Annotated in this window: 12 protein-coding genes; 4 read left to right on the top strand and 8 right to left on the bottom strand. The window is 71.7% G+C overall.

Annotation, left to right across the window (positions count from 1 at the left end; genetic code table 11):
* Positions 1-8: 8 nt before the first annotated feature.
* Together ABZ948_RS30515 and pta are read right to left on the bottom strand one after the other, a co-directional pair.
* Positions 9-1223, bottom strand: a complete 1215-nt coding sequence (locus ABZ948_RS30515) for an acetate kinase (protein WP_359764910.1) — start codon at positions 1221-1223, stop codon at positions 9-11.
* On the bottom strand, positions 1220-3322 hold the full coding sequence (gene pta / locus ABZ948_RS30510) for a phosphate acetyltransferase (RefSeq protein WP_359764908.1): 2103 nt from the start codon (positions 3320-3322) through the stop codon (positions 1220-1222). Before pta ends, ABZ948_RS30515 begins: the two co-directional genes overlap by 4 nt.
* Positions 3323-3509: 187 nt before the next feature.
* Between pta and ABZ948_RS30505 the strand changes: the two genes are divergently transcribed.
* Complete coding sequence (locus tag ABZ948_RS30505) at positions 3510-4535, top strand: ATP-dependent 6-phosphofructokinase (protein WP_359764906.1); 1026 nt, start codon at positions 3510-3512, stop codon at positions 4533-4535.
* Here ABZ948_RS30505 and ABZ948_RS30500 read toward each other — a convergent pair.
* Positions 4532-5275, bottom strand: coding sequence for a helix-turn-helix domain-containing protein (locus ABZ948_RS30500; RefSeq protein ID WP_359764904.1), 744 nt, complete (start codon positions 5273-5275; stop codon positions 4532-4534). The genes ABZ948_RS30505 and ABZ948_RS30500 overlap by 4 nt on opposite strands.
* Positions 5276-5476: 201 nt before the next feature.
* Between ABZ948_RS30500 and ABZ948_RS30495 the strand changes: the two genes are divergently transcribed.
* Positions 5477-5902, top strand: a complete 426-nt coding sequence (locus tag ABZ948_RS30495; protein ID WP_359764946.1) for a PPOX class F420-dependent oxidoreductase — start codon at positions 5477-5479, stop codon at positions 5900-5902.
* Positions 5903-5938: 36 nt separating this feature from the next.
* Here the strand turns inward: ABZ948_RS30495 and ABZ948_RS30490 are convergent, their stop codons facing one another.
* Entirely contained in the window at positions 5939-6730 is a 792-nt protein-coding gene (locus ABZ948_RS30490; RefSeq protein WP_359764902.1) for an IclR family transcriptional regulator, read from the bottom strand.
* A 158-nt stretch (positions 6731-6888) separates the two neighbouring features.
* Between ABZ948_RS30490 and ABZ948_RS30485 the strand changes: the two genes are divergently transcribed.
* The gene (locus ABZ948_RS30485) at positions 6889-8226 is read left to right on the top strand and encodes a gluconate:H+ symporter (protein ID WP_359764900.1); all 1338 of its coding nucleotides are present in this window, start codon (positions 6889-6891) and stop codon (positions 8224-8226) included.
* Between the two features lie 59 nt (positions 8227-8285).
* Complete coding sequence (locus ABZ948_RS30480; RefSeq protein WP_359764898.1) at positions 8286-9629, top strand: enolase C-terminal domain-like protein; 1344 nt, start codon at positions 8286-8288, stop codon at positions 9627-9629.
* A 624-nt stretch (positions 9630-10253) separates the two neighbouring features.
* On the opposite strand, the gene ABZ948_RS30475 is transcribed toward ABZ948_RS30480, so the two are convergent.
* The 4 genes from ABZ948_RS30475 to ABZ948_RS30460 form a co-directional block, all read right to left on the bottom strand.
* Positions 10254-11174, bottom strand: coding sequence for a zinc-binding dehydrogenase (locus ABZ948_RS30475; RefSeq protein WP_359764896.1), 921 nt, complete (start codon positions 11172-11174; stop codon positions 10254-10256).
* A gap of 61 nt (positions 11175-11235) precedes the next feature.
* The gene (locus tag ABZ948_RS30470) at positions 11236-12075 is read right to left on the bottom strand and encodes a carbohydrate ABC transporter permease (RefSeq protein WP_359764894.1); all 840 of its coding nucleotides are present in this window, start codon (positions 12073-12075) and stop codon (positions 11236-11238) included.
* Positions 12076-12081: 6 nt separating this feature from the next.
* Positions 12082-13002, bottom strand: coding sequence for a carbohydrate ABC transporter permease (locus ABZ948_RS30465; RefSeq protein ID WP_359764892.1), 921 nt, complete (start codon positions 13000-13002; stop codon positions 12082-12084).
* Between the two features lie 10 nt (positions 13003-13012).
* Positions 13013-14380: an extracellular solute-binding protein gene (locus tag ABZ948_RS30460; RefSeq protein ID WP_359764891.1), complete on the bottom strand. Its 1368-nt coding sequence runs from the start codon at positions 14378-14380 to the stop codon at positions 13013-13015.
* Positions 14381-14438: the final 58 nt, after the last annotated feature.

The raw sequence follows: 14438 nt of genomic DNA, 5'->3' as shown, positions 1-14438 counted from the left end.
GATGCCGCTCAGGTGTGATTCCCCGAATCGTTTACCAGCGCGTAGGTCTGTGTCGCGATCTCCAATTCCTCGTCGGTGGGTACCACCGCCACCGCCACCCGGGCGCCCTCGGGCGAGATCAGCCGCGCCTCGTCGCCGCGCACGGCGTTGCGCTCGCCGTCCACCGCGAGGCCCAGCCCCTCCAGGCCCGCCAGGGCGGCCTCGCGCACGGGAGCCGCGTTCTCGCCGACACCGGCGGTGAAGGCGACCGCGTCCACCCGCCCGAGGACGGCGTAATAGGCGCCGATGTACTTCTTCAGGCGGTGAATGTAGATGTCGAACGCCAGCTCCGCCCGCTCGTCGCCCTCGTCGACGCGGCGGCGGATCTCCCTCATGTCGTTGTCACCGCACAGACCGATCAGACCGCTCTTCTTGTTGAGAAGAGTGTCGATCTCGTCGGCGGACATTCCACCAACACGCATCAAATGGAAGATGACGGCCGGGTCCATGTCTCCCGAGCGCGTACCCATCACGAGCCCCTCCAAAGGCGTCAGCCCCATGGAGGTGTCCACGCAGCGGCCGCCCCGCACGGCCGAGGCGGACGCCCCGTTGCCCAGGTGCAGCACGATCACGTTCACCTCGGACGGGTCCTTGCCCAGCAGCTGCGCCGTGGCCCGGGAGACGTAGGCGTGCGAGGTGCCGTGGAAGCCGTAGCGGCGGATGCGGTGCGCGTCGGCCGTCTCGACGTCGATCGCGTAGCGCGCGGCCGACTCCGGCATCGTCGTGTGGAAGGCGGTGTCGAAGACGGCGACCTGCGGCAGGTCCGGACGCAGCGCCCGGGCCGTGCGCAGGCCGGTGAGGTTGGCCGGGTTGTGCAGCGGGGCCACCGGGATGAGCCGCTCGATCTCGGCGAGCACGGCGTCGTCCACGACGGTCGGCTCGGTGAAGGACCTGCCCCCGTGCACCACCCGGTGCCCGATCGCGGCCAGCTCGGGCGAGTCCAGGCCGAGGCCGTCCTTGGCGAGCTCCTCCGCCACGGCCTTCAGGGCGGCGTCGTGGTCGGCGATCGCCCCGCCGCGCTCCCGGCTCTCGCCGCCGGCCGGGGTGTGCTTCAGCCGGGACGTCCCCTCGCCGATGCGCTCGACCAGGCCGACCGCCAGTCGGCTGCTGTCGCGCATGTCGAGCAGCTGGTACTTCACCGACGAGGAACCGGAGTTCAGGACGAGGACACGGGACGGGCTCACTGGGCGGCTGCCTTCTCGCTCGGGGACGGGGCGGGGGTCTGGGCCTGGATCGCCGTGATGGCGACGGTGTTCACGATGTCCTGGACGAGGGCGCCCCGGGACAGGTCGTTGACCGGCTTGCGCAGGCCCTGCAGCACCGGCCCGACGGCGATCGCGCCGGCCGAGCGCTGCACGGCCTTGTAGGTGTTGTTGCCGGTGTTCAGGTCGGGGAAGATCAGCACGCTCGCCTGCCCCGCGACCTCGGAGCCGGGCAGCTTGGTCGCCGCGACCGACGGTTCCACGGCGGCGTCGTACTGGATCGGGCCCTCGATCTTCAGGTCGGGACGGCGCGAGCGGACCAGCTCGGTGGCCTCGCGCACCTTGTCGACGTCGGCGCCCGAGCCGGAGGTGCCGGTCGAGTACGACAGCATCGCGATCCGCGGCTCCACCCCGAACTGCTCGGCCGTGGCCGCCGACTGGATGGCGATGTCGGCGAGCTGCTCGGCGTTCGGGTCGGGGTTGACCGCGCAGTCGCCGTAGACGAGGACCTTGTCGGCCAGGCACATGAAGAACACCGACGAGACGATGTCCGCGCCCGGCTTGGTCTTGATGATCTCGAAGCCCGGGCGGATGGTCGCTGCCGTGGAGTGCACCGAGCCGGACACCATGCCGTCGGCGAGGCCCTCCTGGACCATCAGCGTGCCGAAGTAGTTCACGTCCGAGACGACGTCGTACGCCAGCTCCACGGTGACGCCCCGGTGGGCGCGCAGGGCCGCGTACTTCTCGGCGAAGGCGTCGCGCAGGTCGGAGGTGGCCGGGTCGATCAGCTGGGACTCGCCCAGGTCGATGCCGAGGTCGGCGGCCTTCTTGCGGATCTGGTCGACCGGGCCGAGCAGGGTCAGCTCGCACACGCCCCGGCGCAGCAGCACCTCGGCGGCGTGCAGCACGCGCTCCTCGGTGCCCTCGGGCAGCACCACGCGCCGCAGGTCGGAGCGGGCCTGCTCCAGCAGCTTGTGCTCGAACATCATCGGCGTGACGCGGTCGCTGCTGGGCGCGGAGACGCGGCGGGCGAGGTCCGCGGTGTCGGCGTACCGCTCGAACAGGCCGAGGGCCCGCTCGGCCTTGCGCGGGGTGGCCGCGTTGAGCTTGCCCTCCAGGGAGAACAGCTGCTCGGCGGTGGGGAAGCTGGTGCCGGCCACCGACAGCACCGGGGTGCCGGGCGCGAGGCGGTCGGCCAGGGTGAGGATGTCCTCCCCGGGCACCTCGTCCAGGGTGAGCAGCACCCCGGCTATCGGCGGGGTGCCGGCGCTGTGCGCGGCGAGCGCGCCCACGACCAGGTCCGCGCGGTCGCCCGGGGTGACGACGAGGCAGCCGGGGGTCAGGGCGCCGAGGAAGTTCGGCAGCATCGCGCCGCCGAAGACGAAGCCGAGCACGTCCCGGGCGAGGCCGGAGTCGTCGCCGAGGACCACCTTGGCGCCGAGGGCGTGACTGATCTGCGAGACGGTCGGGGCGGACAGCGCGGGCTCGTCGGGCAGGACGTAACAGGGCACCGGCAGCCGGGAGTCGAGGTGACCGGCGATCTCGTCGCGGTCCTCGCGGGCGACCCGGTTGGTGACCATGGCCAGGACGTCGCAGCCGAGGGTGTCGTAGGCGCGGTAGGCGTTGCGGGTCTCGGCGAGCACGGACTCGACGGTCTGCTTGCGGCCGCCGACGACCGGGATCACCGACGCGCCGAACTCGTTCGCCAGCCGGGCGTTGAGCGACAGCTCGTCCGGGAGCTGGGTGTCGGCGAAGTCGGTGCCGAGGACCAGGACGACGTCGTAGTCGCGGGCGACCAGGTGGAAGCGGTCGACGAGCGTGGACACCAGCTCGTCCGTGCCGGCCTCGGCCTGGAGGGCGGACGCCTCCTGGTAGTCCATGCCGTAGACGGTCGCCGGGTCCTGGGCCAGCCGGTAGCGGGCGCGCAGCAGCTCGAAGAGGCGGTCGGGCCCGTCGTGGACCAGGGGGCGGAAGACGCCCACCCGGTCGACCTGCCGGGTGAGGAGCTCCATGACCCCCAGTTCGACGACCTGGCGGCCGTCTCCGCGGTCGATGCCGGTCACGTACACGCTGCGGGTCACGCGCGCTCTCCGTTTCGTCTCGAGTGGGGGCACAAAAATCGCCCACCGAGGTGAGCAGAACCCTCTTGACAATACCTCCGCCGATATATAAGGCGCCCGTCAGCCCGGGGTGCGGCACCGGGCTGTGGGCCGTGAAACAATCGGCAGAGGCTCACCGGTATCAACAGCGAGCAGGAGACACAGCACGATGCGTATCGGAGTTCTCACCGCAGGCGGCGACTGCCCCGGCCTGAACGCCGTGATCCGGTCGGTCGTGCACCGGGCGGTCGACAACTACGGCGACGAGGTCATCGGCTTCGAAGACGGTTACGCGGGCCTGCTGGACGGCCGCTACCGGACCCTCGACCTGAACGCGGTCAGCGGCATCCTGGCCCGCGGCGGCACGATCCTCGGCTCGTCCCGGCTGGAGCGCGACCGGCTCCGCGAGGCCTGCGAGAACGCCTCCGACATGATCCACGAGTTCGGCATCGACGCGCTCATCCCGATCGGCGGCGAGGGCACGCTGACGGCCGCCCGCATGCTGTCCGACGCGGGACTGCCCGTCGTGGGCGTGCCGAAGACCATCGACAACGACATCTCCTCCACGGACCGCACCTTCGGCTTCGACACCGCGGTCGGTGTCGCCACCGAGGCGATGGACCGCCTGAAGACCACCGCCGAGTCCCACCAGCGGGTGATGGTCGTGGAGGTCATGGGCCGGCACGCCGGGTGGATCGCGCTGGAGTCCGGCATGGCCGCCGGTGCGCACGGCATCTGCCTGCCGGAGCGCCCGTTCGACCCGGCCGACCTCGTGAAGATGGTCGAGGAGCGGTTCGCCCGCGGCAAGAAGTTCGCGGTGGTCTGCGTCGCCGAGGGCGCCCACCCCGCCGACGGCACCATGGACTACGGCAAGGGCGCGATCGACAAGTTCGGCCACGAGCGCTTCCAGGGCATCGGCACCGCCCTCGCCCACGAGCTGGAGCGACGGCTCGGCAAGGAGGCCAAGCCGGTCATTCTCGGCCACGTCCAGCGCGGCGGCACACCGACCGCCTACGACCGGGTGCTCGCCACGCGCTTCGGCTGGCACGCGGTGGAGGCCGCGCACCAAGGGCGGTTCGGCAGGATGACCGCGCTGCGCGGGACGGACATCGTGATGGTGCCGCTCGCGGAGGCCGTGACCGAGCTGAAGACCGTCCCGAAGGACCGGATGGACGAGGCCGAGTCGGTCTTCTAGACGGCCTGTCGGCCGCTGTCGTCCTGGAGCTTCGCCCAGAAGTGCTCCACGATCCGGTCGAGGAACTCCTGGCCGGCGTCGCCCGCGTCGCTGCCGCCGCCGCCCCAGCTCAGGGTGGCGGCCATGTGCCCCTGGTAGTCCTCGTGCAGCGCCTGGAGCGCGCCCTCCAGGAACGGCCGGTCCAGGGGCACGACCTTCGCGACCGGCCGTACGTAGGCCTGCCAGCGGGTGGTGACCGCGCTGCGCAGCAGTTCGCCGAGCTTGGCGTCGCGGCCCGTGACGGCGACGAAGTCCGGCAGGCGGAGGCCGAGCAGGTCGGCGAGGGCGGCGGACTGGCGGTCGGTGCCGCGCCAGCTGTCGGTCTCCTCCATGCGCAGGTAGCTGTGGACGTCGTGCCCCACGGCCCGGGCCACGTCCTCGGGGGCGAGGCAGCGGGCGATGCGGTGCTCGCGCAGGGTGCGCGGTCTGCCGATGAGTTCCGCGGGCGAGCACCACAGCACGCCCGCGAGGGCGGTGAGTTCGGAGTTGGTCGGGGCCGCGATCCCGCGCTCCCAGGCGATGACGTGGTCCGGGGAGACGTGCGGGTGCCCGTACGAGACGCGCATGCCGTGGGCGACGTGCTCGGGGGTCATGCCGAGGGCGGCGCGCAGGCGGCGGGCCGCCGGGGCGTCGAAGGGCGGAGTCGTGGTCGTGGGGGAGGGCTCGCTCGGATGGGGTGAAGGTCGGCGCACGGGCCACAAGCTAGGGGCGCGGGGCTGCGGCGACTACGGTCTGTTCGGCCAGGATCACGGATTGTAGGAACCTACGGCTACCGGCGGGTTCGACCGGGGCCGAAGATCGTCTGTCGGCCGCGGCGGGGGCGGGGCGAGGATGGCGCCGGGTCCGCCGGTCGTGGGCCCGGAAAGGCAGTGACTGACGTGAACGGCAAGCTCAACGAGCATATGCGCGAGCGGCTTCTCGCGCCGAACTTCTGGCACCTGGCGACGGTGGGAGCGGACGGGGCGCCTCAGGTCTCGCCCATGTGGGCGGACCTCGAAGGGGAGTACGTCATGGTCAACACCTCGATCGGGCGGGTGAAGGAGGAGAATCTGCGGCGCAATCCGTACGTTTCGCTGTCCCACCACGACCCCGCCAACCCCTACGACCGGGCGGAGATCCGGGGGAAGGTCGTCCGTTTCGTGGAGGGCGACGAGGCGGAGCGGGCGATGGACCGGCTGGCGCGGAAGTACCTCGGCGAGGACCGGTACCCGTGGCTGCTGCCCGGCGAGCGCCGGGTGATGCTGCTGATCGAACCGACGCGGGTGCGCCGCCTGGAGGGCGTGGAGCCGTTCCGTGCGGGGGTGCTCCCAAAGGAGGCGGCCGGCTGACGGTCGCTTCGGCGGACAGCCGCCGCCCGGCAGGCGCTAACGCCAGTCGGGCGTGCCCGAGGCGGGTGGCGGCCGGGACTCGATCCTGGCCCTGACGTCCCGCATCACGGCGACGATGCGCTCCTCGTGCTCCCGGGTCAGCCGGGCCACCGGCACCGAGCAGCTGATGGCGTCGACGACCGGTGTGCCGTAGCGCAGGGCGAAGCCGAAGCCGGCGATCCCCGGCACGGTCTCCTCGCGGTCGATGGAGTAGCCGCGCTCGCGCACCCCGGCCAGGTCGGCGAGGAGTGCCGCGCGGTCGGTGTGCGTGTTCTCCGTGAGGGCGGTCAACGGCTCGTCGCCGAAGGGCAGTTCGTCGTCGGGGCGCTCGGCGAGCAGGGCCTTGCCGAGTGCTCCGGCGTGGGCCGGGACGCGGCGGCCGACCCGGCTGATGGTGCGCAGGTACTCGTGGGACTCGCGGGTGGCGAGGTAGACGACGTCCCGGCCGTCGAGCCGTGCCAGGTGGATGGTCTCGCCCAGCGCGTCCGACGCCTCGTCGAGATAGGGCCGGACCAGCCGGATGCGCCGGTCCCCGTCCAGGTAGCCGGTGCCGGTGAGCAGCGCGCGGATCCCGATGCCGTAGAGGGAGCCGGTGGCGTCCGTGCGGACCCAGCCGGCGTCGACGAGCGTCTGCAGCAGCTGGTACATGCTGCTGCGCGGCACCCCCAGTTCGGCCGCGAGCTGGTCGAGGCGTGAGGGCTCCTCCCCGCGCTCGGCGAGCAGTTCCAGCAGTGCGACGGTCCGGGCCGCCGACTTCACGCCGCGGACGCCCCTGCTGTTCCCCTCCATGTGCTCATCGTAGGTCCCCCCCGTAATTCGTGATCGCCCGGCCATTGACCCCTGCCGTTCACCCACTTAGCCTCCATCTGCATACGTGGACGCCGTCTGCATACAGGGATGAGAGTCGTCGCGCGCTCGCCGGCGCACCGGTTCAAAGGGGAACTGCCTTGCCTCTGCTCGTCGTCGGGATCAGCGTTCTGATCCTGCTGCTCCTCATGACCAGGCTGAGACTGAACGGCTTCGCGGCCCTGCTGCTGGTGGCGGTCGGGGTCGCGCTCGTCCAGGGCATCCCCGTGGCGACCATCCCGGACGTCCTCTCCGAGGGCATCGGGGACCAGATCGGCGACACCATGCTGACCATCGGGCTCGGTGCCATGGTCGGCCGGGTGATGGGGGACTCGGGTGCCGCGCAGCGGATAGCCGGCCGGCTCCTCGACGCCTTCGGCCCGCGGTGGGTGCAGGTGGCCATGGTGGTCACGGCCATGCTGATCGGCGTGACCATGTTCTACGAGGTCGCGTTCATCATCATCGTGCCGATCGCGTTCACGCTGGTCAGGGTGACCGGGGCGAAGCTGCTGTGGGTCGGGCTGCCGATGTCCATCGCGCTGTCCACCATGCACAGCTTCCTGCCGCCCCACCCCGGGCCCACCGCGGTTGCCGCGACCTTCCACGCCTCCGTCGGACTCACCCTGTTCTACGGCCTGTTCATCGCCGTGCCGGCGGGGGCGCTCATCGCCCTGACCTGGCCCCGCCTGCCGTTCGTCGCGCGGCTGACGCCGTCCATCCCCAAGGGGCTCGTCAGCGAGCGGGAGTTCACCGAGGAGGAGATGCCGGGGCTCGGCTGGTCGCTGTGCGTGGCGCTGTTCCCCGTGGTGCTGATCGTGGCCGCCGCGGTGACCGACATGGCCGCGTCCGGGGAGAGCCCGCTGCTGAACGTCGTCGCGTTCGTGGGCTCGGCGCCGATCGCCCTGCTGCTGACCCTGTGTCTGGCCGTCTGGGCGTTCGGGCCGCGGATCGGGCGCAGCCTGAGCGACGTGGGCGCCTCCTGCACCTCGGCGGCCCAGGCGATGGCGATGATCCTGCTGGTGATCGGCGCGGGCGGGGCCTTCAAGAACGTCCTGGTGGAAGGCGGGATCTCCGACTACATCAAGGACGCCACGGACGGCTGGTCCATCTCGCCGATCGTCCTCGCCTGGCTCGTCGCCGTCATCCTGCGCATCGCGCTCGGCTCGGCCACGGTGGCCGTCGTGACGGCGTCCGGGGTGGCGCTGCCGCTGCTCGCGGGCGGCGGGGTGCACCCGGAGATGATGGTGCTGGCCGTCGCCTGCGGCTCCATCGCGTTCTCGCATGTGAACGACCCCGGGTTCTGGCTGTTCAAGGAGTACTTCAACCTCTCCGTCATCGAGGCGATCAAGGTCCGCACGTCCTACACGACCGTGCTGGCCGTGCTCGGGCTGGGCGGGGTGCTGGTGGGCGAGTGGGTTCTCGACGTTCTCGGCGTGTGAACCACATTTCTGCGTGTGTGAACCACATTTCTGCGAAGGGACAACTGATGGGGCAACCGATGAGCAGCGGCAGCGGGCGGCAGCCGGTCGTCACGGCGTTCGCCGTCTACCCGGTCGCGGGGCGGGACAGCATGGAGCTGAACCTCTCCGGGGCGCACGGGCCGTACTTCACCCGCAACGTCGTCGTCCTCACCGACTCCGAGGGGCGGACCGGGCTGGGGGAGGTGCCCGGCGGGGAGAAGATCACGCGGACGCTGCGGGACGCCGAGTCGCTGGTCGTCGGGGCGAAGGTGGGGGACTACAAGCGGGTGCTGCGGGAGATCGGGGAGCGGTTCGCCGATCGCGACGCCGACGGGCGGGGCGCGCAGACGTTCGACCTGCGGACCACGGTGCACACGGTGACGGCCGTCGAGTCGGCGCTGCTCGACCTCCTCGGGCAGCACCTCGACGTGCCCGTGGCGGCGCTGCTGGGGGACGGGCAGCAGCGGGAGTCCGTGCGGGTGCTGGGCTACCTGTTCTACGTGGGTGACCCGGACCGGACCGACCTGGAGTACGTCCGTGAGCCCGGCTCCCCGGTGGACTGGTACCGGGTGCGGCACGAGGAGGCGCTGTCGCCGGAGGCGATCGTGCGGCAGGCCGAGGCGGCGTACGAGCTGTACGGGTTCCGGGACTTCAAGCTCAAGGGAGGTGTGCTGGAGGGAGCGGAGGAGGTCGCGGCCGTGCGGGCGCTGAAGCGGCGGTTCCCCGAGGCCCGGGTCACGCTGGACCCGAACGGGGCGTGGTCGCTGCGCGAGGCGGTCGAGCTGTGCCGGCCGCTGGTGGGGACGCTGGCCTACGCCGAGGATCCGTGCGGCGCGGAGGGCGGTTACTCGGGGCGGGAGATCCTCGCGGAGTTCCGGCGGGCGACCGGGCTGCCCACCGCGACCAACATGATCGCGACGGACTGGCGTCAGCTGGCCCACGCGCTGGCTCTGCAGTCGGTGTCCATCCCGCTGGCCGATCCGCACTTCTGGACGATGCAGGGGTCGGTGCGGGTGGCGCAGTTGTGCCACGCGATGGGGCTGACGTGGGGGTGCCACTCCAACAACCACTTCGACATCTCGCTGGCGATGGTGACGCACTGCGGGGCGGCGGCGCCGGGGGAGTACAACGCGCTGGACACGCACTGGATCTGGCAGGAGGGGCTGGAGCGGCTGACGGTGGATCCGCCGCGGATCGTGGACGGGGAGGTCGCGGTCCCGGACGCGCCCGGGCTGGGCGTCGCGCTCGACAGGGACCGACTGCTGGCCGCGCACGAGCTGTACCGGGAGAAGGCGCTGGGGGCGCGGGACGACGCGGCGGCGATGCACTACCTCGTCCCGGGGTGGTCGTTCGACGCGAAGCGGCCGTGCCTGGTGCGGTAGGGGGCTGGGTCGGCGGGGGCGGGCGATGGGCTGGGGGGTTGGGTCGCCGGGGGCGGGCGACGGGCCGGGGCTGGGGGCGGCCGGGCTGGCCCTGGTCCACTGGTACCGGGAAGCCGGCCTCTGCTCCGGGGCGCCGGCCTCTGCTGCCGGGGCGCTGGCCGCTGTTCCGGGACGCCGGCCCTGCAACCGGGCCGCCGACTCCCGCTACGGGGACCCTGGTTCCCGCCACCGAGGCCCGGCCCCTGCTACCGGGTCGCCGACCCGGTTACGGTCCTTTGCCCCGCTGCGGGGGCCCGCGTCGGTGACCGTGGTGTCGGCGGAAGAGGCCGCTCCCACCCGCGCCAACCCCCTCTACCGGGCCGCCGACCCCCGCTACGGGGACCCTGGCTCCCGCCACCGAGGCCCCGGCCCCCGCTACCCCGGATGCCAATCCCCCCTCTACCGGGCCGCCGACCCCCGCTACGGGGACCCTGGCTCCCGTCATCGAGGCCTGGCCCCTGCTACCGGGTCGCCGACCCGGCTACGGGCCCTTGCCCCCGCCGCCGGGACGCCCGGCCCCCGCTACCGGGACCCCAACCCCCGCTACCGGGACCCCAACCCCCGCTACGGGGACCCCGGCCCCCGCTACCGGGCCGCCACCTCCAACACTGCCTTGCCGCGGACGCGGCGTCCTCGCAGTGTTTCGGCCGCCTCGTCGAAGCGGGTCCATGGGCCCTGCCAGCCCGTCTCGACGGTGAGGGTGCCCTCGGCCGCCAGTTCGGCCAGGACGGCCAGGTCCGTGCCCGCATCGCCCTCGATGACGAAGGAGGACAGCGACTTGGCCGGGCCGACTGTCGCGTACGGCGGGAAGACCGCCGGTTCCCCGGACGTCCAGCCGACGCTCTGGACACTGCCCCCGGGAGCGAGCAGGGCCCAGGCCGCGACCAGTTGCGGGCCGCCGACGCTGTCGATGACCACGTCCACCGGTTCCCGCAGGCCCTCCAGCCCGATCAGCACCTCGTCGGCGCCGGCCTCGGCCAGCCCCTCCGCGCGGGCGGCCGAGCCCACCGACGCGATCACCTCCGCACCGGCCCGCGCCGCCAGCTGGACGGCGTACCTGCCGACCCCGCCGGACGCCCCGGTGACCAGCACCCTGCGGCCGGGTCCGAGCCCGGCGGACCGCAGGGAGCGCAGGGCCGCCACGCCCGCGACCGGCAGGGCCGCCGCCTTCGCCGGCTCCAGGCCCTTGGGCACCTCGGCGAGCGCGCCCACGCCGATCGCGACGCGCTCGGCGAACGCCCCGGTGGTCAGGGCCACCACCCGCGTGCCCACCGCGGGCCCGGCACCCCCGGCCGCGGCCCGGACGACCACTCCGGCCGCGTCCGAACCGAGCACCGCCCCCACCGGGACCCGCCCGGAGCGGGCGTCGTTGAGGTCGCCGTAGTTCAGCGAGGCGTGCGAGACCTCGACCAGGACCTCGTCCGGCCCGGGCACCGGGTCGGCGACCTCGCCGAGACGGACGGCGGCCGGTGCGGACGGATCGACGACCAGAGCGCGAACTGACATGGCTCCCCCTTGGGTTCACGACATGCAACAGCGGACACGGCCGTCGGCTTCCCGGCGCCGGTCAGCCCTTCACCGCGCCGCCCAGGGCGAAGCCCCCGCCCAGGCGCCTGGAGATCAGGACGTACAAGAGGATCACCGGCGTGGAGTACACGAGGGAGAACGCGGCCAGCTGCCCGTACGCCACCATCCCCCGGTTGCCGAAGAAGTCGTTGATGCTGACCGACGCGGGCATCTGGTCGGGCGTGAGCAGGAGCATGAAGGGGACGAAGAAGTTGCCCCACATCATGACGAAGGAGAAGACCGTCACGACGGCCACGCCGGGGCCCATCAGGGGCAGCACGATGCGGAGAAGGGACTGGAGGGACGACGCCCCGTCGGTCCACGCCGCCTCTTCCAACTCCTTCGGCACGCCGTCCATGAAGTTCTTCATCAGCCAGATGGCGAAGGGCAGTTGGGACGCGGCGAAGAAGAGGATCGTGCCGTGCATGGTGTCGACCAGGTCCACCCGCACGAAGAGCGCGTAGACCGGGACCATGATCGCCGTGATGGGCAGGCTGGTGGCGAAGAGGATCGTCAGCAGGAACGGGCGGTTGAAGCGGGAGCGGAAGCGGGAGAGGGGGTAGGCCGCCAGGGCCGCGCAGACCACCGTCAGCAGCGTCGCCCCACCGCAGAGGATCAGGCTGTTGAGGAGCGGCGTGAAGGTGATCTCGGGGGTGAGGATCGCGTCGAAGTTGGCCAGGGTGAGACCGTCGGGCGTCTTCACCCGCAGGTTCGCCCGCGGGTCGAGGGCGGACAGGACGACCCAGGCCAGCGGGAGGACGAACGCGGCGGCGACCACCAGGAGGCCCGCGTCCGCGGCGAGGCGGCGACTCGTGCGGCGGGAGGCGAGGGTGAGGGCCATGGCGGGTCAGACCTCCGTCCGCAGCAGGCGCAGGTAGACGAGGGAGAAGAGGGAGCCGACCAGGAGCAGCAGCAGGGCCACCGCGGTGCCGTAGCCGATCAGGCTGTTCTGGAAGGCCTGTTCGTACATGAAGAGGGGCAGCGTCTGGCTCCTGCCGCCGGGGCCGCCCCTCGTCATCACCCAGATCAGGCCGAAGACCGAGAGGGTCTGGAGCGTGTTGAGCATCAGGTTCGTGCCGATGGAGCGGCGGATCATGGGCAGGGTGATGTGCCACATGCGGCGCAGGCCGCCCGCCCCGTCGACCTCGGCCGCCTCGGTGATCTCCTTGGGGATCTCGTTGAGCGCGGCCGAGTAGACCAGCATGGAGAACGCCGTGCCGCGCCAGACGTTGGCGAACGACACCGCCAGGATGGGCAGCGTGAACAGCCAGTTCTGGGCGGGCAGGTGCAGCTGGTCCAGGATGGCGTTCAGCGTTCCCTCGCGCCGGAAGAAGGCGTAGAGGAGGAAGCCCGCCACCACCTCCGGCAGCACCCACGCCGTGACGACGATGCCGCCGGTCAGGGTGCGGACCGGCTTCGACGCGCGCCGCATCAGCACGGCGAGCGCCAGTCCGAGGGTGTTCTGGCCGATCAGCGAGGACAGGACCGTGAACACCAGCGTCAGCCATACGGCGTTGCGGAACCCCTCGTCCCCGAAGGCCCGGGTGAAGTTGTCGAGGCCGACGAACGATTCCCGGGCCTGGCCGGTGAGCTGGAGGTCCGTGAAGGCGATATAGACGCAGTAGGCGATCGGGCCGGCCAGGAAGAGGAGCAGCAGGACGACGGCGGGGGCCAGGGGGAGGATCCGCACCGGCAGGCGGGGGCCGCGTGCCGGGTGCGGGTCCGCGGGGGTCTTCGTGAGCCGGGGGCGGGGCGCGGTGGCGGTCATCGGCCCTCGCTCACCGTTCGACCACCTGGTTGTCCGTGGCGTCCTTCAGCGCGTCCGTGTAGGCGCTCGTCGCCTCGTCCACCGACGCGTCGCCCGTGGTGACGCTCTCCATCGCCTCCTGGATGGCCGTGGAGACCTTCGGGTACGCCGGGTAGGCCGGGCGGTAGTGCGTCGAGGCCACCAGGTCGGTGAAGAACTTGATGCCCGGCTGGGCGTCGACGTACGACGGGTCCTCGGCGACGTCCTCGCGGACCGCGATGCCCGAGTTGGCGATGTACCACTTCTGCGCGTTGGCCTTGGTCTGCATCGTCCTGATGAACTCGAAGGCCAGGTCCGGGTTGCCCGCCTTGGCGGGGATCGACCAGGTCCAGCCGCCGGACATGCTCACCTTGCCGGGCGCCTGGCCGTGCTGGGTCGGCATGGCGGCCAGGCCCAGTTCCTCCGACCACTCGGGCCATTCGTGGCCGCTGCCGGGCAGCCAGTCCTGCGGGAGCCAGGAGCCGTCGAGGGCGATGCCCAGCTTGCCCTGCGGGAGCCACTCGCCGCGGACCCGGGTCATGACGTTCGGGTCGAGCGCGTCCGAGACGTCCGGGCCCAGCTTCTCCTTGTAGACCGTCTCGACGAAGGCGAGGGCGTCCGCGAAGCCCCGGCCGCCGGCGATCCACTTCTTGCTCGCCTTGTCGTAGAGGGGGTCCGTGCCGCCGTCGCCCGTGCCGTAGAGGAGCATCTCGAACGTCTGCATGGTGGCCGCCTCGCCGACCGGCTTGCCCGTGTAGACGTTGAGCGGGATGACGCCCGGGACCTTCCGCTTGATGGTGCGGGCCGCGGTGAGGACGTCGTTCCAGGTCTTGGGCCGCCAGTCGGCGGGCAGGCCGGCCTTGGCGAAGACGTCCTTGGCGTACCACAGGCCGCGGGTGTCCGTGCCGTCGGGGACGCCGTACGTCTTGCCGTCCTCGCCCTTGGCCGCCGCCTTCGCCGTGTCGATGAACCGGTTCCAGTCGGGCCACTTGGCGAGGTAGGGGTCGAGGGGCTTCAAGTAGCCGCTGGTGATGTCGGAGTTGATGAGGAAGGTGTCCTCGTAGACCAGGTCGGGGGCGGTCTTGGGGGAGCGGAGCATCTGCTGGAGCTTGGTGTAGTACTCCGAGTCCGGGGCCTTGATCGGGACCAGTTCGACCTTCTTGCCGGGGTGGGCTTTCTCGAACTGCCTCTTGATGTCCGCGAGATAGGTGTCCATCACCTTGACGGAGTTGTCCGTGGACTGTTTGAAGGAGACCTTCACGGTGTCCGGGTCGCTGCCGGAGCCGCCGCCGCAGGCGGTGAGGGCGGTGGCGGCGAGGACCAGGGCGACGAGGGGTGTGAGGGCGGCGGTGGGGCGCACGGGCACGACCTCCTACGGGCGCACTTCGTTGTGGCCGGGACGGCTGCGTCGTGAACGT

Origin of the sequence: Streptomyces olindensis (assembly GCF_040645895.1) — a bacterium.
Lineage (GTDB): Bacteria > Actinomycetota > Actinomycetes > Streptomycetales > Streptomycetaceae > Streptomyces > Streptomyces olindensis.
The sequence above is the reverse complement of the archived record's forward strand: the minus strand, read 5'-3'. Positions and strand labels throughout refer to the sequence as shown.

Bases quoted from the DNA above. Each gene is read 5' to 3' on its own strand.
- ABZ948_RS30505 (WP_359764906.1), top strand. From the start codon at position 3,510: ATGCGTATCGGAGTTCTCACCGCAGGCGGCGACTGCCCCGGCCTGAAC.
- ABZ948_RS30495 (WP_359764946.1), top strand. From the start codon at position 5,477: ATGCGCGAGCGGCTTCTCGCGCCGAACTTCTGGCACCTGGCGACGGTG.
- ABZ948_RS30490 (WP_359764902.1), bottom strand. From the start codon at position 6,730: ATGGAGGGGAACAGCAGGGGCGTCCGCGGCGTGAAGTCGGCGGCCCGG.
- ABZ948_RS30480 (WP_359764898.1), top strand. From the start codon at position 8,286: ATGAGCAGCGGCAGCGGGCGGCAGCCGGTCGTCACGGCGTTCGCCGTC.
- ABZ948_RS30475 (WP_359764896.1), bottom strand. From the start codon at position 11,174: ATGTCAGTTCGCGCTCTGGTCGTCGATCCGTCCGCACCGGCCGCCGTC.
- ABZ948_RS30470 (WP_359764894.1), bottom strand. From the start codon at position 12,075: ATGGCCCTCACCCTCGCCTCCCGCCGCACGAGTCGCCGCCTCGCCGCG.
- ABZ948_RS30465 (WP_359764892.1), bottom strand. From the start codon at position 13,002: ATGACCGCCACCGCGCCCCGCCCCCGGCTCACGAAGACCCCCGCGGAC.